The organism is Kitasatospora sp. NPDC002522 (assembly GCF_053595195.1).
The window spans coordinates 110,803-137,058 of the sequence record NZ_JBSFXE010000018.1; the positions used below are offsets into that span (position 1 = coordinate 110,803).

Genomic DNA, 26,256 nt, shown 5'->3' on the forward strand with positions numbered 1-26,256 from the left:
CTCAGCCCGGCAGCACGCCGAGCAGCGGCCCGGCCACCGGCAGCGAGTCGGGGCCGCCGCCGCCGCTCAGCGGGGCGGTCAGCGGGGCGGTGCCGACCGGGGCCAGGCCGTTGTCGGGCTCGACCGCGACGCCGTTGTTCAGGACGTCCGCGGAGGAGCCGGCCCACGGGTCCAGCCGCAGGTCCTTGACCGGGGCGATCGCGTAGCCGAGCGCGTTGGTGGTGCCGCCCACGGCCTGCTGGGCGTCGGTGTTCTGCAGGTGGGTGGCGGGCAGCGGCAGGCCGCCGGCCGGCGGGGCGGGCGCCGCGTGGGCGGCCTGGGCGGACACGCCGCCGAGCAGCATCGCGGCGCCGAGCGCCGCGACGGCGCCGCTGGTCTTCCGGGACATCGAGCGATCCTTCGGGGTGAGGAGGGTGGTGACGGTGCGTCGGAACGCCGCAGCCCCCCGGCCGTCGGGCCGAGGGGCAGGAGCACGGGGTTACCGGTCGGCCGGGGCCGATCAGCAGTCGTCGTCGTCCATGTGGTGCTCCACGTGCGGCGCGTCCACGTTGGCGCAGGAGTTGCCGAACGCCGGGTTCAGCAGGCCGACCACGTCGATCGAGTTGCCGCAGACGTTGACCGGGACGTGCACCGGCACCTGGATCAGGTTGCCGGAGAGCACGCCGGGGGAGTTGGCGGCGACGCCCTCGGCCGAGGAGGAGGCGTTGGCCAGGCCGGCCGAGCCGAGGACCAGACCGGCGGCGGCGGCGGACAGGACCGCGGCCTTCTTCACGTTCTGCATGGGGGTTGATCTCCTAGATCACACAGGGAGGGGGTGCGCCGCACCGCGGGGTGCGCGGTGCGGCGCGAACACTGCTGCGTCAGGCAGTTCAGCCGACGTTGGCGCAGTGGTTGCCGAACGCCGGGTTCAGCAGACCGATCACGTTGATCGAGTTGCCGCAGACGTTGACCGGGACGTGCACCGGGACCTGGATCAGGTTGCCGGAGAGCACACCCGGGGAGCCGGCGGCGACGCCCTCGGCCTCGGCGGAGGCGTTGGCCAGACCGGCCGAGCCGAGGACCAGGCCGGCGGCGGCGATGGACAGGACCGCGGCCTTCTTGAAGTTGCGCATAGCTGTATTCCTCACGTTCTGCCCGACTGTGGATGGTCGGGTGCCGGGCGATTGGCATCATCGCCCGCCGCTTTCGGGATGGGCCGTGAATGTCACTCCCGCGGCTCAACACCTGCGTGTCGCCCGTGGCTTGGGCGATACCTGCCGCGTTTACGAGTGCGCCGACGATCGCTCACTCACGGCTGCGAGCGGTCGCCCTCGCGGCGCGCCAGGCGGGCCGGGGGCCACGGCCTGGGATCTGCGGAGCCGGCCCGGCTGGGGTACGGCCGTCGGGCCGGCCGGCCGTCAGGAGACGTTGGCGCAGGAGTTGCCGAACGCCGGGTTCAGGAGACCGATCACGTCGACGGTGTTGCCGCAGACGTTGACCGGGACGTGCACCGGCACCTGGATCAGGTTGCCGGAGAGCACGCCGGGGGAGCCGGCCGCCACGCCCTCGGCCGACGCGCCGTGGGCGCCGTGGGCCGAGGCCGCACCGGCGGCACCGAGGAGCAGGGCCGCGGCGGCCGCGGAGCCGAACGCGCCGTAGGCGAGCTTGCGCATGATGCAGTCTCATTTCTTGCGGTGGAGCGGGTTTCGCCAGGAAGAACGAACCAGGGGGCGCGGGGAAACGGGCGGATTCCACCGTCACCCGAATGCGTCGGTTGCGCCGGTCGGGTGATTGTGCGGGAGTCCGCGCAACCGATTGCGAAACGCCTCGTTGGCCCGGTGCACGTCCCGTGTGCTTCCTTGCGGTAGCCCCCGGCGCGGCAATTGGAAGATCTGATTTTTCGAGGAGACTCATATGAGCATCAAGAAGGCCGCCGCCGTCGGCGCCGCCGTCGTGGGTATCGTCGCCGCCGGTGCCGGCTCCGCCATGGCGAGCAGCGAGGCCGAGGGTGTGGCCGCCGGCTCCCCCGGCGTGCTCTCCGGCAACGCGATCCAGGTTCCGGTGCACATCCCGGTCAACGTCTGCGGCAACACCGCCAACCTGATCGGCGCCCTGAACCCGGCGTTCGGCAACTCCTGCGCCAACGTCGGCTGACGCGCGCCGCGGACCGGTCGAGCCGCCTCCCTCACCCTCCTGACGGGTGCGAGCGGCGGCTCGACTGCGTTCCGGGGTCCAACTGCTGCTCGGCGGTGCTGTTCTGACTCTTGTTGTGTTACCTGTCAGTACCTAGCATGTGAGCCTGCCTCATGTTCCACCCCCATGCTCCGCGCCCTCCGGCGTTCGCCGGCGGATCCCCCACCCTCGCAAGGAGACATGAGTGTTCAGGACACCCCGTGCCCGGCGCAGGCCACCCGCCCTGCTCGCCACTGCCGCCCTGCTCGCCGCCCTCGGCCTCGGCTCCGGCCTCGGCGCCGCGACCACCGCCCAGGCGGCGTCCGGCAGTCCGGGCAAGCCCGCCGCGATCGTCGCCCTCGGCGACAGCGCCATCTCCGGCGAGGGCGCCGGCACCGACACCGGCGACGACTACGTCCCCGGCACCGACACCCCCACCAACTACTGCCACCGCTCGACCAGGTCCGAGATCTTCGTGACCCAGCTCCCCGGCGTCACCCCGATCGACCTGGCCTGCTCCGGCGCCCAGACCGGCGACCTGGTCAGCGACCCCGAGCTGGCGAAGATCACCGGCCCCGGCAGCGGCGACTTCGGCGAGGCCAAGCAGGACGTCCAACTCGCGGCCACCGCGGCCCAGTACGACGTCAAGATGGTGGTCGTCACGATCGGCGCCAACGACGACTTCGACTTCGCCGGGATCATGATGAGCTGCCTGGCGCAGTACTTCCCGATCCCGCAGTCCCAGGGCTGCCGGGACACCATCGGCAGCGCCGAGATCACCAAGCGCGCGGCCGGCATCAAGCCCAAGGTGGCGGCGGCGCTGACGAACATCCGCAGCACCATGCGGAAGGCCGGCTACTCCGACGACTCCTACCAGCTGGTCTACCAGTCGTACTTCAACCCGATCACCCCCGACATCCGGCGCAACGACTACGCCGGCAAGGTCGCCGACGGGTGCCCCGCGTTCCCCGAGGACCTCGCCTGGGGCCACAACTGGGTGGTGCCCACCCTCAGCGACGCGCTCCGCGAGGCCGCCTCCACCGTGCCCGGGGTGCGCTACCTCGACCAGCGCCGGGTCGCCTTCGGGCACGAGGTCTGCGCCGAGTGGACCAGCTCGCCGTACGAGTACACCAACGGCGACGTGATCGACCTCTCCGAGAAGACCCGCAACGGCTGCGACAGCCCGATCTCCATCCCGGGCCTGTGCATGAACAACGTCCGCCAGTCCTACCACCTGCGGGTCGCCGGGTACGCCGCCGAGGCCGCCTGCCTGCGCCAGTTCTACCAACAGCCGTCGCAGGCCCAGGCGTTCTGCTCGCTCAACCAGCAGGACGGCACCTCGATCACCCCGCTCACCCCCGGCAAACCGTTCCCCGACACCCCCGAGGAGGGCGCCTGGTACCAGCTCACCAACCAGGCCGACGGCAAGGCCCTCGACCTGTCCGGCGGCGGCACCTACGGCGACTCGACCAACGGCCGCACCGCCCTCACCTATCCGGTGACCGGCGGCCTCAACCAGTCCTTCGTCCTGGAGATCAAGGCCGGCGGCTCCTACGAACTCGACTTCAGCGGCAACCGCGACATGTGCCTCGACGTGGCCGGCGGCTCCACCGCGCCCGGCGCCAAGATCGAGCAGTGGCGCTGCAACGGCGGCGGCAACCAGCACTGGCTCCTCCAGCCCGTCGGCGACGGCACCTACAAGCTCGCCGACTCCCAGGACCCCACCAAGCTCGCCACCGCCTCCCCCCAGACCGACCCCCAGGGCAACACCCTCGTCCAACTCGCCACCGACACCGGCTCCGCCACCCAACACTGGCGCCTGACCAAACTCGGCATCGTCTACCTCCACGGCTGACCCGGGGCGTGACGGAGGGTCACTCGGCTCTCCGTCACATCCGGAGCCGAACGGCGGCCGCCGCGGGCACCGGGTACGGCCGCTCCTCCGGCAGCAGCCGGGCATCCCGGGTCTCGTGCAACTCCCGCGCCAGCGCGGTCAGATCCTCGATCCGCACCAGCCACTCGTCCGCGTACCCGTGCACCAGCGGCCCGCTCAGTCCCAACTGCAACGACCGGTGCGGCAACGGCTGCAGCTGCAGGTCCCGCTCCGGATCCCACTGCGCCCGGGCCGCGCTGCGCCGCAACTCCCGCTGCCACGCCGCCTTCGAGGCGTGCACGCCGCGCTCGTAGCCGCTCAGCACCGCGGCCCCCAGCGCCTCGTCGAACCCCGCCCGGCGCACGGTCACCCCCAGGATCCGCTCCTGGCCTGCGGCGCGCCCCCAGTCGCTCCGGTACATCAGCCACCGGAACGAGGGCTTCACCCAGGTCATCCGTCCGCGCGAGAACGCCTCCGGCCACCGCCCGTCCGCCACCGCGGGCCCCGCGATCTCCGGCCGGAAGGCCTGGTAGACCGTCACCGTCTCCGCGTCGTAGCGCGCCCTGACCTGTCGCTTCGGTGTCTCCTCCATTCCGCCATCCTCACCGCCGCCGCCCGCGCCCGCCTCCGGATTTCCGCTCCACCGAAACCCGCTGGTCCGCCCGAGCCCTGCGGAGCACCACCCCGGCACGGACCTCCTCGCCCAACTGGACCAGGTCGCCCCGCTCGCGCCGGGCGCGCCGTCCGAATAGCTGGAGTTGACGACGGTGATGGTGCCGGCTGCGCCTGGTGCCGCGGGGCGAGCTGCTTCTCCTGGCGCGTCCCCGCGGCATGTTCGACTTCCCAGGGCCTGTCCGGCCTTGATCCGGACGACGATCCGTTCGACCTCGAGTCGTTCGAGAGCGCGACACTGGTCTAGTCCACTCGTTGACAGCGGTGCGGGCGCAGGCGAATAGTGGTGCAGCACACAGCGATTCACCTGGAGGTTTCCGGTGCCCAGCCCGTCCGCGGCCGATTTCGCCGCTGCTGCTCATGCCGCCATCGACCGTGTCAGTGCCGGGCAGGCCGAGGGGGTGGCGCGGGCTGCGGAGCTGATCGTGGCGGCGCTGGCCGCGGACGGCATCGTGCAGGCGTTCGGGACGGGGCACTCCGAGGCGTTGGCGATGGAGGTGGCGGGGCGGGCCGGCGGGCTGGTGCCGAGCAACCGGATCGCGCTGCGGGACGTGGTGCTGTTCGGCGGGAAGCCGGTCGAGGTGCTGGAGGGCCCGGACCTGGAGCGCGGCACCGACTCGGCGGCGCAGCTCTGGGAGCTGACGGACCCGCACCCGGCGGACGTCTTCGTGCTCGCGTCGAACTCGGGCGTCAACGGCTGCGTGGTGGAGCTGGCCCGGCTGGCGAAGGAGAACGGCCACCCGCTGATCGTGATCACCTCGGCCGAGCACACCGCGGGGGTGGAGCCCAAGCACCCCTCGGGCCTGCGGCTGCGCGACTACGCGGACGTGGTGCTGGACAACGGCGCTCCGTACGGCGACGCGGTGCTGCCGATGGCGGGTGGCGGCAAGGCGTGCGGCATCTCCTCGATCACCGCGGCGCTGCTGGCGCAGCAGGTGGTGGCGGAGGCGATCCGGCGGATCGAGGAGTCCGGCGGCGTGCCCCCGGTGTACCTGTCCGCGAACATCCCCGGCGGTGACGAGCACAACCGGAAGCTGGAGGCGCTCTACGCCGGCCGCATCCGTCGCACGGCGTGACGGGCATGACGGCCCCTCAGTCCGCCGACGCCGACCGGCTGGTGATCGGCCTGGACGTCGGCGGCTCCACCACCCGGGTGCTGGTCGCCGACCTGACCGGGCGGGTGCTCGGCACGGCCCGAGGCGGAGGGGGCAACCCGGTCTCCAACGGGACCGAGGCGGCGGCGCGGGAGATCGGCGGGGCCGTCCGCGCGGCGCTGGCCGGCCTGGACCCGACCCGGGTCGAGGCGGGCGTGATCGGCCTGGCGGGCGGGCTGGTGGCCTCGCCGGAACTCTCCGCGCTCTGGCCCGCGACCGGGCTGACGGTCCCTCCGCGGCTGGTCTCGGACGCCGAACTCGCCTACACCGCCGGTACCAGCGAGCCCTCCGGCACGGTGCTGATCAGCGGGACGGGCGCGGTGGCCGCGGACGTCCGCGACCACGAGCTGATCCGCACCGCAGACGGGCACGGCTGGCTGCTCGGCGACCGCGGCTCGGGCTTCTGGCTGGGCCGCGAGGCGGTCTCGGCGACGCTGACCGAGGTGGACCGGCTCCTCCCGGTGGTGCTGGACGCGGACGCCCCACCCGCCCGACTGCCCGGCCTGGCCGGTGCGGTGGCCGAGGCGCTGCTCGGCGAGCGGGGCCTGGGCGTCCACCCGCGGGCGGCGCTGATCACCGCCGCGCACGCCGAACCGCCGGCCCGACTGGCCCGGCTCGCCCCGCTGGTGCTCGACCACGCGGCGGCGGGCGACCCGGTGGCCGCCGCGCTGCTGGAGCGCGCCGCCGACCTGCTGCTGGAGACGCTCGCCCTGATCCGCGAACCGGCCTCCGACCTCCCGATCGTGCTGGCCGGCGGCATCCTCTCCGCCGACACCCCGCTGACGCCCCGGCTGCGCACCCGCCTCGCCGCACGGTGGCCCGACGCCCCGCTCACCCACGCCCGCAACGGCGCGGGCGCGGCCGCCTGGCTGGCCGCCCGCACCCTGGGTCACGGCACGGAGAAGCTGCACGCCGAACTGACGGCGTGACGCCACCCGGCGGACCTGTACGCGGCACCGGCGCCGCGCCGCGGCGTGGAGGAGCCGCCGGTCATCGCCCAGGGGGTGACCCCGGGATGGGGCGACCTCCGGCGGGCGCGGTCGCCGGTGCGGCCGGGGGCGCCCGGCGTGCGTCCGGGGGTGCGCCCCGGCGTGCGCACGGACCGGCCGTGGCCGGCCGGGAGGGCGATCTCGGCCCACACCCACTTGCCGCCGCGTTTGCGCACCACGCCGTGGGCGAGGGCGAGTTCGCCGATCAGCAGCATGCCGCGGCCGGCCTCCTCGTCCTCGCCCGGGTGGCGGCGGTGCGGCAGGGCGGGGGAGCGGTCGTAGACCTCGATCACCGCGCGGCCGCGCAGCGGGTCGGCGTGCACGCCGACGGTGACGGTGGGGCCGGCGGCGTGCCGGACGGCGTTGCCGAGGAGTTCGGAGGTGACCAGGTCGAGGGTGAGGCGGGTGTCCTCGTCGAGGCGGGTGCCGGCGGCGGTGATCAGGTCGCGGACCCGGCGGCGTCCGGCGGCGACGGTGGCGGGCTCGCGGGGCAGGGAGAACCATCGGCGGTGCACGGACATGGCGGGCTCCTCACGCGGACCGCCCGGTGAGCGGGTCCGTCCCGGTGGATCGGTTGATCGAGTGGCCGATATGAGGATGTGTCAGATACCCACCTCTCTAGACAAGCTGAATTCTCTAGAGATGTCAATGCGCTCCCGGGCCCCGCGCGCGTAGGATGTCTAGAGAGGGGAAGGGAGCCGCTCTGATGACCAGTCACCCACGCGCCACGCAGCCCAAGTACCAGCGGATCGCCGAGGACCTCAGGCGCGAGATCGACTCCGGCCGCTACCGCCCGGGCGACCGGCTTCCCGGCGAGAACGACCTGATGGCCCGTTACGGCGTGGCCCGGATGACGGCCCGCCAGGCGCTGGGAGTGCTGCAGGGCGAGGGGATCGCGGAGGCCCGCAAGGGCGTCGGCGTGTTCGTCCGGGAGTTCCGGCCGATACGGCGGCGCGGCATCCAGCGGCTCTCCGACCGTACCTGGGGCAGCGGCGCGTCGGTCTGGTCGGCGGACATAGCGTCCCGGGAGCTGACGGTCGACCAGCTCACCGTCGCCGAACGCGAGGCGCCCGAGCCGATCGCCGCCGTGCTCGGCCTCAAGCCCGGCGAGGGCGCCTGCGTCCGCAGTCGCCGCTTCGTGCTGGACGGCAAGCCGGTGCTGCTCGCCGAGTCCTACCTCCCCGCCGCGCTGGTCGCCGGCAGCCGGATCACCGCCCCCGACACCGGCCCCGGCGGCACCTACGCCCGGCTCGCCGAACTCGGCTGCAAGCCCGTCCACTTCCAGGAGCACATCCGGGCCCGGATGCCCTCCGCCGACGAGGCCGAGCGCCTCGCACTCCTGCCCGGCACCCCGGTCTTCCTGGTCCACCGCACCGCCTTCGCCGAGGACGGCCAGGCCGTGGAGGTCAACGAGATGGTGCTCGACTCGGCGTCCTACGTGCTCGAGTACGACTTCGACGCCTGAGCCCCGGGCGGGTCGGGACGCGGGCAGCTCGTCCACAGCCTGTGGACGAGCGACACACCGGGACCTCACCGGTTCGGCGCAGCCCGCCGGGCTCGGGCGCGGCCCGGCGACGGAGGGTGGGGAGCGGGTCTGCCCGCGAGCGGCGCGGTGCGGCCCGCGACCAGGGAGGCCACGGTGACCCGCTCCGACCAGGACCTGCTGGACTACTCCGACCGCACCGACTTCGAGGACGCCGACCGCGGCCTGCTCGCCCGTCCGACCGGCGACACCATCACCACCGCCGAGGGCGCCGTCGCCTGGGACTTCCGTGCGACCGACTTCCTGGCCGGCGAGTGCCCGGACACCGTCCACCCCAGCCTCTGGCGGCAGTCCCAACTCACCTCGCGCGCCGGACTGTTCGAGGTCACCGAGGGCGTCTACCAGATCCGCGGCTTCGACCTCTCCAACATGACCCTGATCGAGGGCGAGCGCGGCGTGGTGGTGGTCGACCCGCTGGTGTCCGCAGAGTGCGCCGCGGCCGGCCTGGCCCTCTACCGCTCGGTGCGCGGCGAGCGCCCGGTGACGGCGGTGCTGGTCACCCACTCGCACGCCGACCACTTCGGCGGCATCCTCGGCGTGCTCGACCAGGGAGCGGACGTCCCGATCGTCGCGCCGGCCGGCTTCATGGAGCACGCGGTCGCCGAGAACGTCTACGCCGGCACCGCGATGCTCCGGCGCGGCAACTACTACTCCGGCGGCGACCTGCCGCCCGGTCCCACCGGGCTGGTCGGCATGGGCCTCGGCCACGCCGCCTCGCACGGCAACCCGAGCCTGCTGCCCGCCACCCTGGACGTCACCCGCACCGGGCAGGAGGAGCGCCTGGACGGGGTGCTGTTCCGCTTCCAGCTCACCCCGGACACCGAGGCCCCGTCCGAGCTCAACTTCTTCCTGCCCGAACGCCGGGCCCTGTGCATGGCCGAGAACGCCACCCACAACCTGCACAACATCCTGACCCTGCGCGGCGCCCTGGTCCGCGACACCCGGATCTGGTCGCGCTACCTCACCGAGGCGATCGACCTGTTCGCCGGGGACGCCGACGTGGTCTTCGCCTCCCACCACTGGCCGACCTGGGGCACCGAGCGGCTCATCCGCTTCCTGTCCGAACAGCGCGACCTCTACGGCTACCTGCACGACCAGACGCTGCGCCTGCTCAACCAGGGGTACACCGGCCCGGAGATCGCCGAGCTGATCGAACTCCCCCCGGCCCTCGCCTCCGCCTGGCACGCCCGCGGCTACTACGGCTCGGTCAGCCACAACGTGAAGGCGATCTACCAGCGCTACATGGGCTGGTACGACGGCAACCCGGCCTCGCTCTGGGAGCACCCGCCGACCGAGTCCGCCACCCGCTACGTCGACTGCATGGGCGGGCTGGACGCGGTCCTCGCCAAGGCCCGGGAGTACCTGGACGGCGACGACGCCCGGTTCGCCGCGCAGCTGCTCAAGCACGCGGTGTTCGCCGCCCCGGACAACGCCGAGGCCAAGGAGCTGCTGGCGCGGACCTTCGAGCGGCTCGGCTACGGCGCGGAGTGCGCGACCTGGCGCAACTGCTACCTGATGGGCGCTCAGGAACTCCGCCAGGGCCGCAAGGCGCTGGCGTTCGGCGCGAGCAGCATGGCCGGCGCGCTCTCCGTCGACCAGGTCTTCGACGCGCTAGCGATCCGGGTCGACGGGCCCAAGGCATGGGACCTGGACTTCACCGTGGTGTGGCGCTTCACCAACCTGCACGCCACCCACCGGATGACGCTGCGCAACGGCGTCCTGGTGCACGCCCCCGTCACCGGCGACCCGGGCCCGGCCGATCTGACCGTCACGCTCGCCGTGCAGCACCTGATCCCGGTGCTCGGTGGCGCCGTCCTCGACAGCCCGCTGCTGGTCGGCGACTCCACCGTGCTGGATCGCCTGCGCGGCGTCCTGGACGACTCCGACCCGGCGTTCGCGATCGTCACGCCCTGATCCGCGGGCCGTGCGCCGCGTGGGCCGGTCCGGCGGATCGCGCCGGACCGGCCCACGGGCGGTGGTCAGCTCTCGTGCTCGGCCACGATCACGGCCCGCGCCAGCGCGTGGAAGCCGAGCGTCCCGCTGATCGCCGCCGCCGAGGTGTCCGCGGGCAGGCCCAGCTGCTCGACGCCCAGCGCGTGCACCGTGAAGACGTACCGGTGCGGGCCGTGCCCGGGCGGCGGCGCGGCGCCGCCGAAGTCGTGGGTGCCGTAGTCGTTGCGGCCGTGCACCGCGCCGACGGGCAGCCCCGGGAAGACACCGCTGCCCGCGCCGGCCGCCAACTCCGTGGTCTCCACCGGCAGATCGAACAGCAGCCAGTGCCACCACCCGGACCCGGTCGGCGCATCCGGATCGAAGCAGGTCACCGCGAAGCTCCGGGTCTCCGCGGGAAAGCCCTCCCAACTCAACTGCGGCGACAGGTTCCCGCCCTCGTACACCTGCGCCGGCGCCAGCCGCCCGCCGTCCGGGACGTCGGTGCTGCGGAGCGTGAACTGCGGTACGGGGCGCAGGAACTGATGTGGCAGAGGCGGCCTGGTGGGCGCGGACATGGGTGTCTCCCCCGAGGAAGGTGGTGGGTGTGCCTGCGGACGTTAGCACCGCTCCCCGCCCCGGCGCGCGGCAATGTTCGTCCACAGCCTGTGGACGGCGTCGGTCGCTCAGCCGAGGACGACGGGGTAGCGGCGCTCGGTGACGGTCCGGGCGTGCGGGGAGAGGGCGATGGTGAAGCCGGCGCGGTCGGCGGCCTCGCGGAGGTCGGGGAGCGGGAGGGAGCCCTGGCGTTCGACGGTGAGCCGGGGGCGACCGGAGGAGGCGGGGGCGGTGTAGTGGAAGGCCAGCACGGTGGTGGACATCGGCCGGTGGCGGGGGTGGGCGCGGCGGGCGGCGGGTTCGTCCTGGTGGGGGAGGAAGACCATCTCCGGGTGGGAGTCGAACTCGGCGCGCAGCGGGGCCAGTTGCCAGTGGGCGGGCTCCTCCGCGGTGCCGGTCATCCGGCGTGAGCGGTTGGCCGAGGTGATCGCCAGGAAGTCGCCGCCGGTCGCGGCCAGCGCTTCGGCGAGGAAGCCGTTGGACGGGCAGGCGTAGCCCGGGGCGATCAGCTGGACGGTGCGCACGCCGTCCTGAACGGTCGTCAGGTGGTCGGGCAGACCGGTGGCGGCGGGCCCGCGCAGGCCGAACGGGCCGATGCCGTACAGCAGATCGGCCAGCGAGAGCAACTGCTGCCGGGTGACGCCGTCCGGCAACCGGGTCCAGTCGAAGAGCGCGGCGATCCGCGAGGGCGGGGCGGTGATGCTGCCCACCTGGTCCTCGGGACGGCCCTTCAGTCGGTTCATCGCCCGGACCGCGGGGCCGTCGGGGCGGCAGCTCAACGCGTAGAAGTTGCCGAACCCGTGGGCCACCACCCGTCCGGCGACCACCGCCGCCACCGCATCGCGCACCGCATGCGTGTCACCCAGCACCGTCGTACTCCCTCACCCTCGCCGCCCCGCGGAACTCCCGACAACGGGTGCAACGCCCGGGGGCGCACGGAGTCACCGCCCGGCGCGAAGGGGATCGCGCGCCGATCAGCGGGCGTTGATCGTTCGTTGATCGCCGTCGGGCAGGCTGGGGCCACACCGATCGACCCCGGGGGATCCATGTCGAAGATCATCGTCGCCGCCACACCCGTGACGGGCCACACCCATCCGCTGCTGCGGATCGCCACGCACCTGGCCGAGCAGGGCCACGAGGTGGCGTTCCTCGGCGGCGCGAGGTACCGCGCGGCGGCGGAGGAGTGCGGGCTGGCGTTCGCGCCCCTGCCGGCCGAAGCCGACTACGACGACCGGGACTTCGCGGCCTCCTTCCCCGAACGCGCGGCCGTCCCGGCCGGACCGGCCCAGCTGCTGTGGGACGTGATGCACGTCTTCGGCGACCCGCTGCCGGCCCAGCACCGGGCGCTGCGCGCGCTGCTCGCCGAGTTCCCGGCCGTCGCGGTGCTGCACGACAGCCTGTTCCTCGGCGCGGTGGCACTGGCGATGGCCCACCCGCGGGCCGAACGCCCGGCGGTGCTCGCGGTCGGCATCTCCCCGCTCGCGTTGGTCAGCAAGGACACCGCGCCGCCGCTGCTCGGCCTGCTCCCGCCCGTCGACGAGCAGCAGCGCGCCGAGTACGCCGCACTCGGACGGGAGTCGGCGCGGCGGATGCGGCCCGCGATGGAGTACGTCAACGCGCGGTTCGCCGAGACCGGCCTCCAGGTACCGGAGGGGACCCACCTGTTCGGGCGCGTCGAGTCCGTCGACGCGCTGCTCCAACTCACCGTCCCCGCCTTCGAGTACCCGCGCAGCGACCTGCCCGCGAACGTCGCCTTCGTCGGCCCGCTGCCGATCCCCGCCGCGCCGGGCGGCCTGCGACCCGACTGGTGGCCGCGGCTGGCCGAGGCCCGCGAGGCCGGCCGCCGGGTGGTCGTGGTCACCCAGGGCACCATCGCCAACGCCGACCCGCAGGCGCTGCTCGCGCCCGCCGTCCGCGCGCTGGCGGACCGTCAGGACCTACTGGTGATCGTCGCCACCGGCCGGGTGGACGGCCCCGACCTGCTCCGCGGCGCGCTGCCCGCGGTGCCCGCCAACACCGTGCTCGCCGGCTTCGTCCCGTTCGACGCGCTGCTGCCGCACGCGGACGCCCTGGTCACCAACGGGGGCTACGGCGGGGTGCAGGCCGCGCTCGGGCACGCGGTCCCGGTGGTGGTGGCCGGCGACAGCGAGGACAAGCCCGAGGTCGCCGCCCGCGTCGAGTGGACCGGCACCGGCGTCAACCTGCGCACCGGACGCCCGACGGAGCGTCAACTCGCCACCGCCGTCGACACGGTGCTCACCGACCCGGAGCTCCGCGACCGCGCGGCGGCGCTGGCCAAGGAGTTCGCCGGCTACGACGCGCTGCGCCGGATCACCGAGCTGCTGCCCCGCGTCGCGGCTCCCCGGCGGTAGCCGCCGCGGGGCCGCCCGGCTGCGGCGGGAGCGACAGGCTGCCGTAGCGCTGCATGCGCTGCCAGCGCAGCCGCGTCCCGGCCAGCGCGGTGCAGACGGACTGGATGACGACCAGGTACATCAGCTGCCGGTAGACCACCTGCTGGAGCGGCAGGGTCCACAGCGGGCCCAGCCGCTCGCCGTCCAGGCGGAAGGCGTAGGCCCCCATCGCCACCTGCATCAGCAGGAAGGCGAGCCACAGGCCGATGATCCGGACCGGGTCCAGGAAGACCAGGCCGTACACCGCGAAGACGTCCACCACCGGGGCGAGCAGCGGCAGCAGGACCTGGAACATCAGCAGGTAGAGCAGGCCGCGGCGGCCGAGCTTGCCGGCCTGGCCGCGCTGGCCGAGCGCGCCGCGGTGCTTCCACATCGCCTGCAGGGTGCCGTAGCACCAGCGGTAGCGCTGGCGCCACAGGGCGCCGAGGGTCGCGGGCGCCTCGGTCCAGGCCCTGGCGCGCTCCTCGTAGACGACCCGCCAACCCGCCCGGCACAGCGCCATGGTGAGGTCGGTGTCCTCGGCCAGCGTCTCCTCGGCGACGCCGCCGATCCGCAGCAGGGCGGACCGGCGGAAGGCGCCGACCGCGCCGGGCACGGTGGGCATGCACTGGGCGAGGTCGAACAGCCGGCGGTCGAGGTTGAAGCCGACCACGTACTCGATGTGCTGCCAACGCCCCAGCAGCCCGCCGCGGTTGACGACCTTGGCATTGCCCGAGACGGCGCCGACCCGGCGGTCGGCGAACGGCTGGACGAGCATCCGGACCGCGTCGGGTTCGAAGACGGTGTCGCCGTCGACCATCACCACCAGCTCGGCGCGGGCGTGCCGCAGGCCGTTGTTGAGGGCGGCGGGCTTGCCCGCGTTGGCCTGCCGGACCACCCGGACGCACGGCAGCCGGAGCGACTCCACCAGGTCGGCGGTCCCGTCGGTGGAGCCGTCGTCGACCACGATCACCTCGACCGGATGGTCGGAGGCGAGCAGCGAGCGGACCGCAGCCTCGATGCCCGCGCTCTCGTTGAACGCCGGGACGATGACCGAGACCGGATCGGTGACCGGCGGCCCCCAACCCCGGCGGCGCAGCCGCTTGTGGCGCCGCGCGGCGACGATCAGCGCGAGGGCGCGCAGCGCCCCGATCGCACCCGCCGCCCAGAGCAGCCAGCCCAGCAGGTCGAGCACCCGGGAGCTGGCGGCGAGGACGGCGATCAGGGCGAGCCCCTGCCAGTGCTCGGCGGTGCTCGCCGGACGGACCGGGTCGGTCAGGCCGACGGCCGCCGAGACCGTCGCGAAGTGCCAGCCAGCGTCCGTGAGTTGCGGCAGCAGCCGGTCGAGGGCGGCGACCGTCTGCGCGCGGTCGCCACCCGCGTCGTGCATCAGCAGGATGCGGCCGTCGTGGTCCTTCGGGGTGGCGTTCGCGACGATCGCGTCGACACCGGGGCGGCGCCAGTCCTCGCTGTCCTGGTCGGTCAGCACGGTGAGGTACCCGGCCCGGCCGGCCTGCCGGACGGCGTCCCAACCCGCGTCGGTGAGTGCGTCGTTCTCGGACGAGTACGGCGGGCGGAACAGCGAACTGGTCACTCCGGCGGCGCCCGCCAGGGTCAGCTGCGACTCGCGCAGCTCCAGGGTGCGCCGCCAGGGGGAGGCGGTGGACAGGTCGGCGTGGGTGAAGGTGTGGATGCCGATCTGGTGGCCCTCGGCGACGATCCGGCGGGCCAGTTCGGGCTCGGCGGCGACCTGGGTGCCGACGGTGAAGAAGGTGGCGTGCACGCCGTGGCGCCGCAGCACGTCGAGGATCCGCGGCGTCCAGACCGGGTCCGGGCCGTCGTCGAAGGTCAGGGCGATCGTCCCCGCCGCGGGACGCGCGGTGCGGGCGCCGTCGGCGGAGATCACCGGGCCGCCGGTGCGCACCTGCGCGGGAACGGTCGCGTTGCCGCCCCGGTCCGGCACGGCGCCGTCGGCCGCGCTGCCGTACATGTGCCGGGTGTAGCCCTGCAGCAGCAACGCGGCGGCGAGGGTGAGGACCAGCGTGCTGAGCAGCAGCCAGTGGGTGCGCAGGGGGACTTGGCGCACGACCCCGCGGCGGCCGCGCCGCCGGGGGGCGCGGCGGTCGCGGCGTCGGGAGGTGGGGGTGGTCACGGCGGGGCCCTCCGGGGCTGGGGTCGGTGCTGCGGGGGGACCGTCAGGGGGTCTTGGTCGGCCGGTGGCTGGGCGGCGCGGTGGGCTTGCCGTGGCCGGGTGCCGCGGTGGCCGTCGGCGGCGGTGTCGTCGTCGGGACGGCGGTGGTGCCGGAGGCGGCCGGCGTCGGCTCGCCGCTGCCGTGCGCGGCGGTGGCGGTGGGCCTGGCGGCCGGGCCGACCGCCGCCGACCGGCCCGGGGCAGGCCCACCGGTGGTGACCGCGGGGGCGGACGCGGAGGCCTCGGGCACCGGGGCGGTGGAGACGGCGTGCGCGGGCCCCTGCGGCAGGAACGGCGCGCTGATGCTGGGCCCGCCGAGCATCGAGCTCACCAGCAGCGCGAGGTAGCCGACCGCCGGCACGGCGAGCAGTCGGCCGACGCGGCGCACGCGCCGCTGGCGCTGGCCGCTGCCGTCGACGAACACCGGGGGCGGCGCCACGGCCGGGTCGCGGTCGGCGCTGAGGCTGGTGTCGATCACTGGTGTGCTCCGGGTGGAGACGGGCGCAGCGCGCCGTCGCGGCGCGAGGTCCTCGAAGCGTCCGCGGCGAGGCCCCGCCGGAGGGGTCGGCCAGTACCCCTTCCAGCAGGCTCAGCGCTGCGGCCCGCCGGGGTGTCACACCCAGGCCGCGACTTCCCCGGCCGGACGCCGGCGGCCCCCGCCGGGTCGGACCGGCCCGGCGCGGGCGGAGTACGGTGGAACAGCCGGGGCAGCCCGAGCTGCCGCTCCCCAGGGGTCGGCGCACACGCAGCGGGCCGGGTCTGTGCCGGTGGACAGGTGGCGAGCCATGTCGGACAGCACCGCATCGCCCCAGCGCGGGCTCCTGCCCGACCGGTTCGAGCAAGCGGCGAAGCCCGGGACGATGCTGTTGCGGCTGAAGACCACGCAGTCACGCGAGGGCACGCTCGACGGCGCGTGGTGGCCGCGTTCCCGCGACGTCGCCGCGGAGCTGCCCGGCCTGGTCAGAGCCCTGACGGAACACCTCGGCCCGGTCGCGAGCATCGGTCTCGACGCTGACGCCTGGGACGACATCCCGCCCCGGCTGGTCGTCGACGGGCGGCCGGTGCACATCGACCGGTACCCGGTCGGCGACGACACCGTGATCATCACCCGGGGCGACCGCGATCACTTCAGCCTGCTCGTCGTCCCGCCGCAGGCAAGCCAGGAGGCGGCGCTGGCCGCGATGGCACGTGCCGTCCTGGCCGGCGGAACCGACTCGGCGCAACAGATCCTGGTCACCACCGGGATCGGTTCCGCGCCACCGGCGGACGCGACCTGAGACCAGGTCACACGGGTCGGGCACCCCGGGCAGACAGGAAAGGCGGGACGAGGAGATGTCCGTCTACGTGAAGCTCTCAGCCGAGGCCCGGGCGCCGGCGGAGCCGTCGAAGGGGCCGTTGGACCTGCAGTTCGAGGACGGCGCGGACGACGGCGTCACCTTCGAGTACGACCTCCACCCGAGCGGCGCGCTGCGCATCCTGCGGGTCTTCGAGGACACCCCGCACCGGATCGAGACGTGCTTCGGCCGCGGAGCCTGGCTGCAGGTCGCCGGTACCTACCTGCGAAGCGGCTCCGAGTACTGACGGCGATCCGCCGCCGAGCCAGGGGTCGGACGGACCGTCAGCGGCGGTGGGCCGGGTCCGTGTCGGCGGGCCCGGGCGGGAAGGACGGGTCGCACCAACGGGCGGAGCCCCAGGTCGAGGCCGAGGGGTCGCGGACCGGCCAGGCGATTCCGCGCCGGTCGGGCGCGCCGGCGCTCGCCCCAACGGCGAGCAGCTCGCTCGCGGTCCGGGTGTTCGCGGGATCGGCGGCCTCGGCCATCAGCCGGGCGGCCTCGACGGCACCCGTCCGCGGCGGGACGACCAGCAGGGTCAGCCGGTGGGGAAGGTGCGTGCGGACCGAGATCGTGTGCTGGTCCTGCACGGTGGTGAGCCGGCCCGCGTGGACGGTGTGGTTCGCGTGGACGGTGTGGCCGGCGACGGGGATGCGGCGGGGGACGGCGGACCACTGGGCGGGGTTCACGGTGATCCGGGCGACCCGGCCCCATCGCTTGCCCAGTTCGGCGGCCAGGGAAGGGAGTTCGAGCGGAAGGTCGCACGATCGGGGCCACCAGGCTCCGTCCAGCGCACCGGACCGGGTGCCGTCCGGTGCCAGGGAGAGCCGCAGCCGACACTCAGGGGCGGCAGGCGTCGTCGCCCGGTCGATCACAGTCATGGTCAACGACCTGTCTCCGAACCCGACCGCAACCGGGTCCGGGATCGCCGTACGCCGGAGACGACGCCAGTGTCCGGTGCCGGCATGCGAAGCGCCTTCGGTGAGGTCCAGGCTACTCTCGGCCGGGCTCGCAAACCCGGCAGGGCATTCAGCGGTCCGCGGATCGGCCGCCGCGCCGGAACCGGACGGCGGCGAGCGCCAGCGCGACGATCAGTACGGCGATACCGATGAACAGCAGGTAGGTCAGACCGTCGGCGGCGACACCCACCAGTCCGAGCACGATCGCCACGATGACGAGGAACAGCACCAGTGCCATCGTCGGCCTCCCTCCACCCCTCCCTTCCATCGTGACACCGCCGCCGCCCGACGTCCCCGGTCGCTGTCCGCCCGCCCGCCTCGTACGGTCGTGGTCGAGGCAGGACCGTCGTCCCAGGAGGCCACGATGCGGCGCTACCGGTGGATTCTGGAGACCCAGGACGACGACGGCCGCTGGTCCCGGCAGGACGAGACGCAGGTGTCGAACCCGCTGGACTACGACGGTCCGCCGCAGCGCGCGGCCAACCACCTCCGGGACGTCTTCGTCCGCACCCTCTCCCGACCCGCGCCCGGCCCCCGCGCCGTCAGGGTCCGCCTCTGGGAAGGGACCGGTGCCGACGGCGAGCCGCAGGCCGAGACCGAGTGGTCACGCGAACGCGAATGACCTGGACCCGGCACGGCGTTGATCGCGCCGAAGGTCAGGGCCAGACCAGGCAGTACAGCTGGTGGCCGGCGTCGTGCAGGCGGTTCGCGAAGTCCTGCCACTCGTGGAGCATCTGGTAGATGACGAAGGCGTCGCGCGGGCCCCGGCGGTCGGGGACGGTGGACCAGATGAAGGCGGCGGCGCCGAGCTCGGTCTCGTCGGCCTTGCGGAGGGGCTCGACGACGGTGTGCGGGAGCTGGACGACGGCGTAGTCCGGGTGCAGCACGACCAGTTCGAGCGGCGGCACCTGGTGCAGCGCGACGCCCTGGATGCCGGTGAGGACCATCGCGCTCATGGTCTCCGGCTTGATCTTGGTGGAGAGGTGCCCGTTGAGGGAGCCGCTGGTCTCCATCAGGTCGCCGAGCCGTCCCAGGGCTCCGAGTTCGCCGGCCTCCAGGCCGAGGCCGCCGGGACCGAGGGCGGTGGGGACTCTGGCGGCGGTGGCCCGGTCGGGTGCGCCGAAGTACTTGTAGGTGACCCCCACTCTGCCCTCGCCCCTCCTTCCCCTGCCCGTTCCCGTACCCCCGCCGGCTTCGCCGGGCCTGCGGGAGCGACCCGCGGCCTCGTCGAAACCGTCCTGCGTCTCGGACACTCGGACCATCCTCACCGGAATTCGCCGGAATCGACAGACCCCCCGCATGTCCGGTGCCCTCCGAACATGCCCCTTACCCGTCTGCTGTCGTGCTACACGAGCCGACCTCCACCGACCTTACCTTCGACACAGCCAGTGAGGGGAGCAGCACACGGATCATCGTTCCAGATGATCGGGCCCGAGATGCAATAAGCAAGGACACGATTTGAGAGCATGTCCGGGTAAGCCACCCCGCGGACCCTCCGGATGAGCGAGCAGATGAGCTACCCGTACGAAGCCCCCCAGTCCCAGTCGCTGTTCGAGCGCGCCTTGGCGGTCACCCCCGGCGGCGTCAACTCTCCGGTGCGGGCCTTCCGCGCGGTCGGCGGCACGCCCCGTTTCATGGTGTCCGGCACCGGCCCCTACCTGACCGACGCCGACGGCCGCGAGTACGTCGACCTGGTCTGTTCCTGGGGCCCGATGCTGCTCGGGCACGCCCACCCGGCGGTGATCGAGGCGGTGCAGCAGGCGGTCGCCCGCGGCACCTCGTTCGGCACGCCCGGCCAGGGCGAGGTCGAGCTGGGCGAGGAGATCGTCGACCGGATTGCCCCGGTCGAGCAGGTCCGGCTGGTCTCCTCCGGTACCGAGGCCACCATGTCGGCGATCCGGCTGGCCCGCGGCTTCACCGGCCGCGCCAAGGTGGTGAAGTTCGCCGGCTGTTACCACGGTCACGTGGACGCGCTGCTCGTCGCGGCCGGCTCCGGCGTCGCCACCTTCGGCCTGCCGGACACCCCGGGCGTCACCGGTGCGCAGGCCGGCGACACCATCGTGCTCCCCTACAACGACCTGGACGCGGTGCGCGCCGCCTTCGCCGCGAACCCCGGCGAGATCGCCTGCGTGATCACCGAGGCCTCGCCCGGCAACATGGGCGTGGTCCCGCCGCTGCCCGGCTTCAACCGCGGCCTGTCCGAACTCTGCCGCGAGAACGGCGCGTTGTTCATCTCCGACGAGGTGATGACCGGCTTCCGGGTGTCCCGGTCCGGCTGGTACGGCCTGGAGGCCGCGCACGAGGGCTGGGCTCCGGACCTGCTCACCTTCGGCAAGGTGATGGGCGGCGGCTTCCCCGCCGCGGCCTTCGGCGGCCGCGCCGACGTGATGGCCCACCTCGCCCCGGCCGGCCCGGTCTACCAGGCCGGCACGCTGTCCGGTAACCCGGTGGCCACCGCCGCGGGCCTGGCCCAGCTGCGGCACTGCACCGACGAGGTGTACGCCACCGTCGACCGGGTCGCCGCCGAGGTCTCCGGCCTGGTGACCGAGGCGCTCACCAAGGAGGGCGTGGCGCACCGGCTGCAGACCGCGGGCAGCATGTTCTCGGTGTTCTTCACCGACCAGGCCGTCACCAACTACGACGAGGCGCGCACCCAGCAGGCGTTCCGCTTCAACGGCTTCTTCCACTCGATGCTCAGCCAGGGCGTCTACCTGCCGCCGTCGGCCTTCGAGTCCTGGTTCGTCTCGGCCGCGCACGACGAGCGCGCGGTCGAGCGGATCGCCGCCGCCCTGCCCGCCGCCGCCCGCGCCGCCGCCGAGGCCACCGAGGAGTCCAAGTGAGCGAGCAGGGCCAGGACAAGGACATCACCGTCGTCCACCTGATGCGGCACGGCGAGGTGCACAACCCGGAGGGCATCCTGTACGGGCGCCTGCCGGGCTATCACCTCTCCGAGCTGGGGCGGCAGATGGCGGACCGGGTGGCCGAGCACCTCGCCGACCGGGACATCACCCACGTGGTGGCCTCCCCGCTGGAGCGCGCCCAGGAGACCGCCGAGCCGATCGCCAAGGTGCACGGCCTGGAGGTGGCCGCCGACCCGCGGCTGCTGGAGGCGGAGAACATCTTCGAGGGCAAGACCTTCGGCGTCGGCGACGGCTCGCTGCGCAACCCCGCGTACTGGCGGTACCTCACCAACCCGTTCAAGCCGTCCTGGGGCGAGCCGTACATCGACCAGGCGGTGCGGATGATGCGCGGCCTGGCCGCCGCCCGGGACGCCGCGCGCGGGCACGAGGCGGTGGTGGTCAGCCACCAGCTGCCGATCTGGACCGTCCGCTCGTTCGCCGAGCGCCGCCGGCTGTGGCACGACCCGCGCCGCCGGCAGTGCTCGCTGGCCTCGCTGACCAGCTTCACCTACGAGGGTGACCGGATCGTCTCGATCGGCTACCGCGAGCCGGCCCGGGACCTGCTGCCGGCCCACCTGATCGGCAAGGGGAAGAAGGGCGACAAGCCGGTCGGCAAGAGCTTCGGGGCGTAGCTCACACCGGGCCGCCGCGGGTAAGCGCCGGGCGCGGTGAAATGTCCGGAATAAGACGATCATAAGCGGAGAAGCCGCAGGTCACGGGGGGTCCGGTCGACAAGGCCGGACCCCCCGGAAACGGCCTGGAGAGCCATGCGAAACTTTTCACATGTCTCGGACGTCCAGCCGTCGTATCGCCCTCGCCGCCACGCTCCTCGCGGCCCTCGCCCTCGCCGGGTGCTCCAGTTCGGGGTCCGTGAGCGGCGACGGTTCGACGGGTTTCGTCACCGGCAAGGGCGGCATCGACACCGCCGCCACCGGCAAGCGCGCCGCCGCCCCGGACGTCACCGGGACCGGGCTGGACGGCACCGGCTCGCTCAAGCTCTCCGACTACCGCGGCAAGGTGGTCGTGCTCAACATCTGGGGCTCCTGGTGCAGCCCCTGCCGGGCCGAGGCCAAGGGCCTGCAGGAGGTCTCGCAGAAGTACGCCGACCAGGACGTGCAGTTCCTCGGCATCAACACCCGCGACACCGACCCGGCCAACGCGGTCGCCTTCGAGCGGAACTTCGGCGTGACCTACCCGAGCATCTACGACCCGGACGGCACCCAGATCCTCAAGTTCCCCAAGGGCAGCCTCAACCCGCAGTCCATCCCGACCACCATCGTGGTCGACCGGGACGGCAGGCTCGCCGCCCGGGCCATGCACGCACTCTCCGCCGAGGATCTGGAGACGATGCTGAAGCCGGTCCTCGCGGAGTCCAAGTGACCGCCACGGCCGTCCAGTTGGCCGCCGCCGTCGGATACAACGAGACCGTCGGCAGCGGCGCCCTGCTGCTCGCGCTGCCGATCGCGCTGGCCGCCGGACTGGTCTCCTTCTTCTCGCCCTGCGTCCTCCCGCTGGTCCCGGGCTACCTCAGCTACGTCACCGGATTCTCCGCCGCCGACCTGGCCGACGCCCGCGGCTCCCGGCGCGGCCGGATGCTGCTCGGCTCGGCGCTGTTCATCCTCGGCTTCGGCGCGGTCTTCGTCTCCGAGGGCGCCCTGTTCGGCTCCTTCGGGCAGACCCTGCTGGCCCACCGGCGCACCATCTCGGTCGTGATGGGCGTCTTCACGGTGCTGATGGGCCTGGCCTTCATGGGCCTGCTGCCCGGCTTCACCATGCGCGAGCTCCGCACCCACCGCCGCCCGGCGGTCGGCCTGGTCGGCGCCCCGCTGCTCGGCCTGGTGTTCGGCGTCGGCTGGACCCCGTGCATCGGACCGACCATGGCGGCGATCAACTCACTCTCCATCAACCAGGCCAGTGCCGCGCGTGGCGCACTGCTGATGGCCGTCTACTGCCTGGGCCTCGGCGTACCGTTCATCCTGGCCGCCCTGGCCTTCCGCAAGGCGCTGGGCGCCTTCGGCTGGATCAAGCAGCACTACCAGTGGGTGATGCGGATCGGCGGCGGCATGCTCGTCGCGGTCGGCCTGCTGCTGGTGACCGGGGCCTGGGACTCGATGGTCAACCAGCTCCAGTACCTCACCGAAGACTTCTCGATCGGAATCTGACCCGTGAGCGACACCAAGACCACCCCGCAGGCGCCCGACGACGCCGCCGAGGCGGAACGGCTCAGCACGGCGCCCGAGGAGACGGACGCCCCGGTCGGCATAGGCGTGTTCGGCTGGCTGCGCTGGACCTGGCGCCAGCTCACCTCGATGCGGGTCGCGCTGATCCTGCTCTTCCTGCTCTCGCTGGCGGCCATCCCCGGCTCGCTGATCCCGCAGAACGGCCCCAACCAGCTCAAGGTCATCGACTGGAAGAACGCCCACAAGGGCATCACGCCGTTCTTCGAGAAGATCCAACTCTTCGACGTCTACAGCTCGGTGTGGTTCTCCGCGATCTACATCCTGCTGTTCGTCTCGCTGGCCGGCTGCATCGTCCCGCGCACCTGGCAGTTCGTCGGCGTGCTGCGCGCCCAGCCCCCGACCGCGCCCCGCAACCTGGCCCGGATGCCGGTCTACGCCGCCTGGCACACCGACGCCGACGCGGAGACGGTCAACGCCGCCGCCCACCGCCTGCTGAAGAAGCGCGGCTTCCGGGCCGCCGCCGACACCGGCTCGGTCGCCGCCGAGAAGGGCTACCTGCGCGAGGTCGGCAACCTGCTCTTCCACTTCGCGCTGTTCGCCCTGCTGATCGGCTTCGGCTGGGCCAGCCTGGCCAGCGGCCAGGGCGGCAAGCTGGTGCTGGAGGGCCAGGGCTACTCCAACACCACCACCCAGCTCGACGACTTCTCCGGCTCCGCCTTCTACGGCGTGGACGACCTCGACCCGTTCGGCTTCAAGCTGGACGGCTTCACCGCCCGCTACCAGACCAGCGGCGACCAGGCCGGCAGCGCCCGCGAGTTCACCGCGCACATCCGGTACTGGACCGGCGAGGACGCCAGCAAGCTGAAGAACGCCGAGATCCAGGTCAACCACCCGCTGGAGATCGGCGGTTCCAAGGTCTTCCTGATCGGCCACGGCTACGCCCCGGTGGTCACCGTCCGGAACGCGAAGAACGAGATCGTCTACCGCGGCCCGACGCCGTTCCTGCCGCGCGACGCCAACCTCACCTCGCCCGGCGTGATCAAGGTCAACGACTACGGGGCCGACGCCAACGGCACCAAGACCCAACTCGCCTTCCAGGGCTTCTTCCTGCCGACCGCGCCGCCGGACTTCGAGAAGACCGGTCCGATCTCGCTGTTCCCCGGCGCCGCCGACCCGATGCTGGTGATCACCGCCTACGCCGGCGACCTGCGCACCGACAGCGGCCTGCCGCAGAACGTGTACCAGCTCGACACCAAGGCGATGACCCAGCTCCAGGTCAACGGCGAACCCGCCAAGGCCCGGCTCAGGGTCGGCCAGGGCTGGGAGCTGCCGAACGGCTACGGCACCGTCACCTTCGACGGCTACCAGCAGTGGGCCAGCTTCACCGTGTCCCACCGCCCCGGCAACGCCGTCGCCCTGATCGGCGCGATCGCCGCGATCCTCGGCCTGGCCGGCTCGCTCTTCGTCCAGCGCCGCCGGATCTGGGTCCGCGCCACCGCCACCCCCGACGGCCGGACCCTGGTCGAGGTGGCCGGCCTGGCCCGCAGCGAGTCCGCCCGGACCGCCGAGGAACTCGCCGAACTCGCCGTCGACCTGCAGGACGACGCCCCGGCCACCGAGGAACCACCGGCCGACCCCGACGCCCTGCCGACCGTCCCCGACCAACCGACCGCAGCCGACTCCCCGGCCGCCGTCGCCCCCGCCGATCCGGAAACCAAGGAGTAGACGGTGCTGCTCGCGCAGGTCAACACCCAGTTGGCCGATACCTCCAACAAGCTGATCTACTCGGCGATGGCCGTCTACACCCTGGCCATGTTCGCCCAGATGTTCGAGTGGACCTTCGGCTCCAAGGGCGGCGTCGCCGTCCGCTCCGCGCAGCAGGCCACCCTCGCCGAGACGGTCAGCGACTCCGCCGACGCGGCCAAGGGCGTCCGCAAGGTCACCGTCACGGTGGCCGCTGCGAACGGTGGCACCACCACCCTGACCCGCACCGCCCTCGCCGACGCCGGGGCCACCACGGTCACCAGCGGCCGCGGCGACGGCGGCCCCACCGACGGCCCCGGCCCGGCCGGCACCAACGAGAAGGCCGACACGGCCGGCCGGATCGCGGTCTCGCTCACCGTCCTCGGCCTGCTGCTGCACGTCGGCGGCGTGCTCACCCGCGGCCTGTCGGTGATGCGCTGGCCGTGGGGCAACATGTACGAGTTCTCCTGCGCCTTCGCCATGATGATGGTCGGCGCCTACGTCGTCCTGCTGGCCACCCGGAAGAACGTCCGCTGGCTCGGCCTGCCCGTGGTGATCGCCGCGCTGCTCATCCTCGGCATCGCCGTCAGCGTCCTCTACACCGACTCCGAGCAGCTCGTCCCCGCCCTGCACTCCTACTGGCTGGGCATCCACGTCTCCACCGCCACCATCTGCGGCGGCGCCTTCTTCGCCGCGTTCGTCGCCACCGCCGCGTACCTGCTCAAGGACCGCTACGAGCACCGCGTCGCCGCCGGACTCACCGTCCGCGCCGCCAACCTGATGGAGCGCCTGCCCGCCGCCGGCACCCTGGACAAGCTCTCCTACCGGATCAACGCGCTGATCTTCCCGCTCTGGACCTTCACCATCATCGCGGGCGCGATCTGGGCCGAGGCCGCCTGGGGCAAGTACTGGGAGTGGGACCCCAAGGAGACCTGGTCCTTCATCACCTGGGTCGTCTACGCCGCCTACCTGCACGCCCGGGCCACCGCCGGCTGGCGCGGCCGCAAGGCCGCCTACCTGGCGCTGCTCGCCTTCGCCTGCTGGCTGTTCAACTTCTACGGCGTCAACATCTTCATCACCGGCAAGCACTCGTACGCCGGCATCTGACGCCACGTCACTCACACGTCTGCGAGGAGGGCAGCACAATGGAGTGCGACGAAGTCATCATGACCGTCCGAATCACCGCCGCCGAGCGAACCCTGCTGCGACGGCTCGCCCAGGGCCACCACAGCGACGTCTCCGAGGTCGTCGCCGACGGGCTGCTGGACGTCTTGCCCACTCTCCACTGCACGGCCGACGACTACCGCCTGCTCGCCGCCATCACCGACCCCGCGCCCTGCGCGCTCACGGTCTGGCTCCCCACCGAACTCGCGGACCTGCTCAACCTCGCCACCGCGCGGATCGCCCACAACACCGGCGTCCGCCTCGGCTCCTCCTGCATCATGCTCGGCGCCGCGGTCCGCCTCTGGCTCGCCCAGGACCCCCAACGCCTCGCCGCCAACCTGACCACCATGCACGCAGGCCGGCCTGCGGCCTTGGCTGCGGCTTAACCAGGCACGTCTTTAAAGGGGCTCGGGGAACGGCGAGGCGAGTGCCTGGCGGTCTCAACCTGGCTGAAGGTCTTCAAGACCCC

Annotated in this window: 30 protein-coding genes; 17 read left to right on the top strand and 13 right to left on the bottom strand. The window is 73.1% G+C overall.

The annotated features are described in order from the left end of the window. Position 1: 1 nt before the first annotated feature. The 4 genes from ACWD4U_RS17745 to ACWD4U_RS17760 form a co-directional block, all read right to left on the bottom strand. Positions 2-388 carry a hypothetical protein gene (locus tag ACWD4U_RS17745; protein WP_363451293.1) on the bottom strand — a complete coding sequence of 129 codons (387 nt, stop codon included), beginning with the start codon at positions 386-388 and terminating at the stop codon, positions 2-4. A gap of 111 nt (positions 389-499) precedes the next feature. Continuing rightward, positions 500-781 carry a chaplin gene (locus tag ACWD4U_RS17750; RefSeq protein WP_363451291.1) on the bottom strand — a complete coding sequence of 94 codons (282 nt, stop codon included), beginning with the start codon at positions 779-781 and terminating at the stop codon, positions 500-502. 88 nt (positions 782-869) lie between these two features. Next, the gene (locus ACWD4U_RS17755) at positions 870-1,112 is read right to left on the bottom strand and encodes a chaplin (protein ID WP_363451289.1); all 243 of its coding nucleotides are present in this window, start codon (positions 1,110-1,112) and stop codon (positions 870-872) included. Positions 1,113-1,397: 285 nt separating this feature from the next. Then, positions 1,398-1,652, bottom strand: coding sequence for a chaplin (locus tag ACWD4U_RS17760; protein ID WP_363451287.1), 255 nt, complete (start codon positions 1,650-1,652; stop codon positions 1,398-1,400). A 241-nt stretch (positions 1,653-1,893) separates the two neighbouring features. Between ACWD4U_RS17760 and ACWD4U_RS17765 the strand changes: the two genes are divergently transcribed. Further along, a complete protein-coding gene (locus ACWD4U_RS17765; RefSeq protein WP_363451285.1) occupies positions 1,894-2,133 on the top strand; it encodes a chaplin in 240 nt (79 codons plus the stop codon). A 223-nt stretch (positions 2,134-2,356) separates the two neighbouring features. Beyond that, positions 2,357-4,006, top strand: a complete 1,650-nt coding sequence (locus ACWD4U_RS17770) for an RICIN domain-containing protein (protein WP_363451283.1) — start codon at positions 2,357-2,359, stop codon at positions 4,004-4,006. 34 nt (positions 4,007-4,040) lie between these two features. Here the strand turns inward: ACWD4U_RS17770 and ACWD4U_RS17775 are convergent, their stop codons facing one another. Then, positions 4,041-4,616 (bottom strand): DUF4291 domain-containing protein, encoded by a 576-nt coding sequence (locus tag ACWD4U_RS17775; RefSeq protein ID WP_363451281.1) that lies wholly within the window; start codon positions 4,614-4,616, stop codon positions 4,041-4,043. 400 nt (positions 4,617-5,016) lie between these two features. Here ACWD4U_RS17775 and ACWD4U_RS17780 point away from each other — a divergent pair, with 400 nt between their 5' ends. Continuing rightward, entirely contained in the window at positions 5,017-5,772 is a 756-nt protein-coding gene (locus ACWD4U_RS17780) for an SIS domain-containing protein (RefSeq protein WP_363451279.1), read from the top strand. A gap of 5 nt (positions 5,773-5,777) precedes the next feature. Continuing rightward, entirely contained in the window at positions 5,778-6,779 is a 1,002-nt protein-coding gene (locus tag ACWD4U_RS17785; protein ID WP_363451277.1) for an N-acetylglucosamine kinase, read from the top strand. Here the strand turns inward: ACWD4U_RS17785 and ACWD4U_RS17790 are convergent. Beyond that, on the bottom strand, positions 6,740-7,360 hold the full coding sequence (locus tag ACWD4U_RS17790; protein ID WP_363451275.1) for an ATP-binding protein: 621 nt from the start codon (positions 7,358-7,360) through the stop codon (positions 6,740-6,742). The two genes, ACWD4U_RS17785 and ACWD4U_RS17790, sit on opposite strands and share 40 nt — an antisense overlap. A 185-nt stretch (positions 7,361-7,545) precedes the next feature. Here ACWD4U_RS17790 and ACWD4U_RS17795 point away from each other — a divergent pair, with 185 nt between their 5' ends. Then, on the top strand, positions 7,546-8,304 hold the full coding sequence (locus ACWD4U_RS17795) for a GntR family transcriptional regulator (RefSeq protein ID WP_363451272.1): 759 nt from the start codon (positions 7,546-7,548) through the stop codon (positions 8,302-8,304). 174 nt (positions 8,305-8,478) lie between these two features. Beyond that, a complete protein-coding gene (locus tag ACWD4U_RS17800; protein WP_363451270.1) occupies positions 8,479-10,296 on the top strand; it encodes an alkyl/aryl-sulfatase in 1,818 nt (605 codons plus the stop codon). 65 nt (positions 10,297-10,361) lie between these two features. Here the strand turns inward: ACWD4U_RS17800 and ACWD4U_RS17805 are convergent, their stop codons facing one another. Next, on the bottom strand, positions 10,362-10,889 hold the full coding sequence (locus tag ACWD4U_RS17805; protein WP_363451268.1) for a YbhB/YbcL family Raf kinase inhibitor-like protein: 528 nt from the start codon (positions 10,887-10,889) through the stop codon (positions 10,362-10,364). A 108-nt stretch (positions 10,890-10,997) separates the two neighbouring features. After that, the gene (locus ACWD4U_RS17810) at positions 10,998-11,798 is read right to left on the bottom strand and encodes a hypothetical protein (RefSeq protein WP_363451266.1); all 801 of its coding nucleotides are present in this window, start codon (positions 11,796-11,798) and stop codon (positions 10,998-11,000) included. Between the two features lie 177 nt (positions 11,799-11,975). Here ACWD4U_RS17810 and ACWD4U_RS17815 point away from each other — a divergent pair, with 177 nt between their 5' ends. After that, on the top strand, positions 11,976-13,301 hold the full coding sequence (locus tag ACWD4U_RS17815; RefSeq protein WP_363451264.1) for a nucleotide disphospho-sugar-binding domain-containing protein: 1,326 nt from the start codon (positions 11,976-11,978) through the stop codon (positions 13,299-13,301). On the opposite strand, the gene ACWD4U_RS17820 is transcribed toward ACWD4U_RS17815, so the two are convergent. Further along, positions 13,261-15,471: a bifunctional polysaccharide deacetylase/glycosyltransferase family 2 protein gene (locus ACWD4U_RS17820; protein WP_363451262.1), complete on the bottom strand. Its 2,211-nt coding sequence runs from the start codon at positions 15,469-15,471 to the stop codon at positions 13,261-13,263. The genes ACWD4U_RS17815 and ACWD4U_RS17820 overlap by 41 nt on opposite strands. A gap of 43 nt (positions 15,472-15,514) precedes the next feature. Next, positions 15,515-15,988, bottom strand: a complete 474-nt coding sequence (locus tag ACWD4U_RS17825; RefSeq protein WP_363451260.1) for a hypothetical protein — start codon at positions 15,986-15,988, stop codon at positions 15,515-15,517. A 307-nt stretch (positions 15,989-16,295) separates the two neighbouring features. Here ACWD4U_RS17825 and ACWD4U_RS17830 point away from each other — a divergent pair, with 307 nt between their 5' ends. Both ACWD4U_RS17830 and ACWD4U_RS17835 read left to right on the top strand, forming a co-directional pair. Further along, the gene (locus ACWD4U_RS17830) at positions 16,296-16,787 is read left to right on the top strand and encodes a DUF5994 family protein (RefSeq protein WP_363451259.1); all 492 of its coding nucleotides are present in this window, start codon (positions 16,296-16,298) and stop codon (positions 16,785-16,787) included. 67 nt (positions 16,788-16,854) lie between these two features. Continuing rightward, positions 16,855-17,091 carry a hypothetical protein gene (locus tag ACWD4U_RS17835; protein ID WP_449787223.1) on the top strand — a complete coding sequence of 79 codons (237 nt, stop codon included), beginning with the start codon at positions 16,855-16,857 and terminating at the stop codon, positions 17,089-17,091. A gap of 37 nt (positions 17,092-17,128) precedes the next feature. Here the strand turns inward: ACWD4U_RS17835 and ACWD4U_RS17840 are convergent, their stop codons facing one another. Further along, positions 17,129-17,722 carry a DUF5994 family protein gene (locus tag ACWD4U_RS17840; RefSeq protein WP_363451256.1) on the bottom strand — a complete coding sequence of 198 codons (594 nt, stop codon included), beginning with the start codon at positions 17,720-17,722 and terminating at the stop codon, positions 17,129-17,131. Between the two features lie 148 nt (positions 17,723-17,870). Further along, positions 17,871-18,038, bottom strand: coding sequence for a hypothetical protein (locus tag ACWD4U_RS17845; protein ID WP_363451254.1), 168 nt, complete (start codon positions 18,036-18,038; stop codon positions 17,871-17,873). A gap of 126 nt (positions 18,039-18,164) precedes the next feature. Here ACWD4U_RS17845 and ACWD4U_RS17850 point away from each other — a divergent pair, with 126 nt between their 5' ends. Continuing rightward, entirely contained in the window at positions 18,165-18,422 is a 258-nt protein-coding gene (locus tag ACWD4U_RS17850; RefSeq protein WP_363451252.1) for a hypothetical protein, read from the top strand. Between the two features lie 34 nt (positions 18,423-18,456). Here ACWD4U_RS17850 and ACWD4U_RS17855 read toward each other — a convergent pair whose 3' ends face one another. After that, on the bottom strand, positions 18,457-18,945 hold the full coding sequence (locus tag ACWD4U_RS17855) for a hypothetical protein (protein WP_363451249.1): 489 nt from the start codon (positions 18,943-18,945) through the stop codon (positions 18,457-18,459). 354 nt (positions 18,946-19,299) lie between these two features. On the opposite strand from ACWD4U_RS17855, the gene hemL reads away from it, so the two are divergent. The 7 genes from hemL (at position 19,300) to ACWD4U_RS17890 (ending at position 26,173) form a co-directional block, all read left to right on the top strand. Next, positions 19,300-20,640: a glutamate-1-semialdehyde 2,1-aminomutase gene (hemL, locus tag ACWD4U_RS17860; RefSeq protein WP_363451247.1), complete on the top strand. Its 1,341-nt coding sequence runs from the start codon at positions 19,300-19,302 to the stop codon at positions 20,638-20,640. Positions 20,641-20,681: 41 nt separating this feature from the next. Further along, complete coding sequence (locus ACWD4U_RS17865; RefSeq protein WP_363451424.1) at positions 20,682-21,332, top strand: histidine phosphatase family protein; 651 nt, start codon at positions 20,682-20,684, stop codon at positions 21,330-21,332. 151 nt (positions 21,333-21,483) lie between these two features. Continuing rightward, the gene (locus ACWD4U_RS17870; protein WP_363451245.1) at positions 21,484-22,080 is read left to right on the top strand and encodes a TlpA family protein disulfide reductase; all 597 of its coding nucleotides are present in this window, start codon (positions 21,484-21,486) and stop codon (positions 22,078-22,080) included. Then, positions 22,077-22,862 carry a cytochrome c biogenesis CcdA family protein gene (locus ACWD4U_RS17875; protein ID WP_363451243.1) on the top strand — a complete coding sequence of 262 codons (786 nt, stop codon included), beginning with the start codon at positions 22,077-22,079 and terminating at the stop codon, positions 22,860-22,862. The genes ACWD4U_RS17870 and ACWD4U_RS17875 overlap by 4 nt, the downstream gene beginning before the upstream one ends. A gap of 3 nt (positions 22,863-22,865) precedes the next feature. Further along, positions 22,866-24,605, top strand: a complete 1,740-nt coding sequence (gene resB, locus ACWD4U_RS17880) for a cytochrome c biogenesis protein ResB (RefSeq protein ID WP_363451241.1) — start codon at positions 22,866-22,868, stop codon at positions 24,603-24,605. A 3-nt stretch (positions 24,606-24,608) separates the two neighbouring features. Further along, positions 24,609-25,730: a c-type cytochrome biogenesis protein CcsB gene (gene ccsB / locus ACWD4U_RS17885; protein WP_363451239.1), complete on the top strand. Its 1,122-nt coding sequence runs from the start codon at positions 24,609-24,611 to the stop codon at positions 25,728-25,730. 59 nt (positions 25,731-25,789) lie between these two features. Then, positions 25,790-26,173 carry a hypothetical protein gene (locus ACWD4U_RS17890; protein ID WP_363451237.1) on the top strand — a complete coding sequence of 128 codons (384 nt, stop codon included), beginning with the start codon at positions 25,790-25,792 and terminating at the stop codon, positions 26,171-26,173. Positions 26,174-26,256: the final 83 nt, after the last annotated feature.

Bases quoted from the DNA above. Each gene is read 5' to 3' on its own strand.
- ACWD4U_RS17745 (WP_363451293.1), bottom strand. From the start codon at position 388: ATGTCCCGGAAGACCAGCGGCGCCGTCGCGGCGCTCGGCGCCGCGATG.
- ACWD4U_RS17750 (WP_363451291.1), bottom strand. From the start codon at position 781: ATGCAGAACGTGAAGAAGGCCGCGGTCCTGTCCGCCGCCGCCGCCGGT.
- ACWD4U_RS17755 (WP_363451289.1), bottom strand. From the start codon at position 1,112: ATGCGCAACTTCAAGAAGGCCGCGGTCCTGTCCATCGCCGCCGCCGGC.
- ACWD4U_RS17760 (WP_363451287.1), bottom strand. From the start codon at position 1,652: ATGCGCAAGCTCGCCTACGGCGCGTTCGGCTCCGCGGCCGCCGCGGCC.
- ACWD4U_RS17765 (WP_363451285.1), top strand. From the start codon at position 1,894: ATGAGCATCAAGAAGGCCGCCGCCGTCGGCGCCGCCGTCGTGGGTATC.
- ACWD4U_RS17775 (WP_363451281.1), bottom strand. From the start codon at position 4,616: ATGGAGGAGACACCGAAGCGACAGGTCAGGGCGCGCTACGACGCGGAG.
- ACWD4U_RS17785 (WP_363451277.1), top strand. From the start codon at position 5,778: ATGACGGCCCCTCAGTCCGCCGACGCCGACCGGCTGGTGATCGGCCTG.
- ACWD4U_RS17790 (WP_363451275.1), bottom strand. From the start codon at position 7,360: ATGTCCGTGCACCGCCGATGGTTCTCCCTGCCCCGCGAGCCCGCCACC.
- ACWD4U_RS17795 (WP_363451272.1), top strand. From the start codon at position 7,546: ATGACCAGTCACCCACGCGCCACGCAGCCCAAGTACCAGCGGATCGCC.
- ACWD4U_RS17805 (WP_363451268.1), bottom strand. From the start codon at position 10,889: ATGTCCGCGCCCACCAGGCCGCCTCTGCCACATCAGTTCCTGCGCCCC.
- ACWD4U_RS17815 (WP_363451264.1), top strand. From the start codon at position 11,976: ATGTCGAAGATCATCGTCGCCGCCACACCCGTGACGGGCCACACCCAT.
- ACWD4U_RS17830 (WP_363451259.1), top strand. From the start codon at position 16,296: ATGTCGGACAGCACCGCATCGCCCCAGCGCGGGCTCCTGCCCGACCGG.
- ACWD4U_RS17840 (WP_363451256.1), bottom strand. From the start codon at position 17,722: ATGACTGTGATCGACCGGGCGACGACGCCTGCCGCCCCTGAGTGTCGG.
- ACWD4U_RS17845 (WP_363451254.1), bottom strand. From the start codon at position 18,038: ATGGCACTGGTGCTGTTCCTCGTCATCGTGGCGATCGTGCTCGGACTG.
- ACWD4U_RS17850 (WP_363451252.1), top strand. From the start codon at position 18,165: ATGCGGCGCTACCGGTGGATTCTGGAGACCCAGGACGACGACGGCCGC.
- hemL (WP_363451247.1), top strand. From the start codon at position 19,300: ATGAGCGAGCAGATGAGCTACCCGTACGAAGCCCCCCAGTCCCAGTCG.
- ACWD4U_RS17865 (WP_363451424.1), top strand. From the start codon at position 20,682: ATGCGGCACGGCGAGGTGCACAACCCGGAGGGCATCCTGTACGGGCGC.
- ACWD4U_RS17870 (WP_363451245.1), top strand. From the start codon at position 21,484: ATGTCTCGGACGTCCAGCCGTCGTATCGCCCTCGCCGCCACGCTCCTC.
- ACWD4U_RS17890 (WP_363451237.1), top strand. From the start codon at position 25,790: ATGACCGTCCGAATCACCGCCGCCGAGCGAACCCTGCTGCGACGGCTC.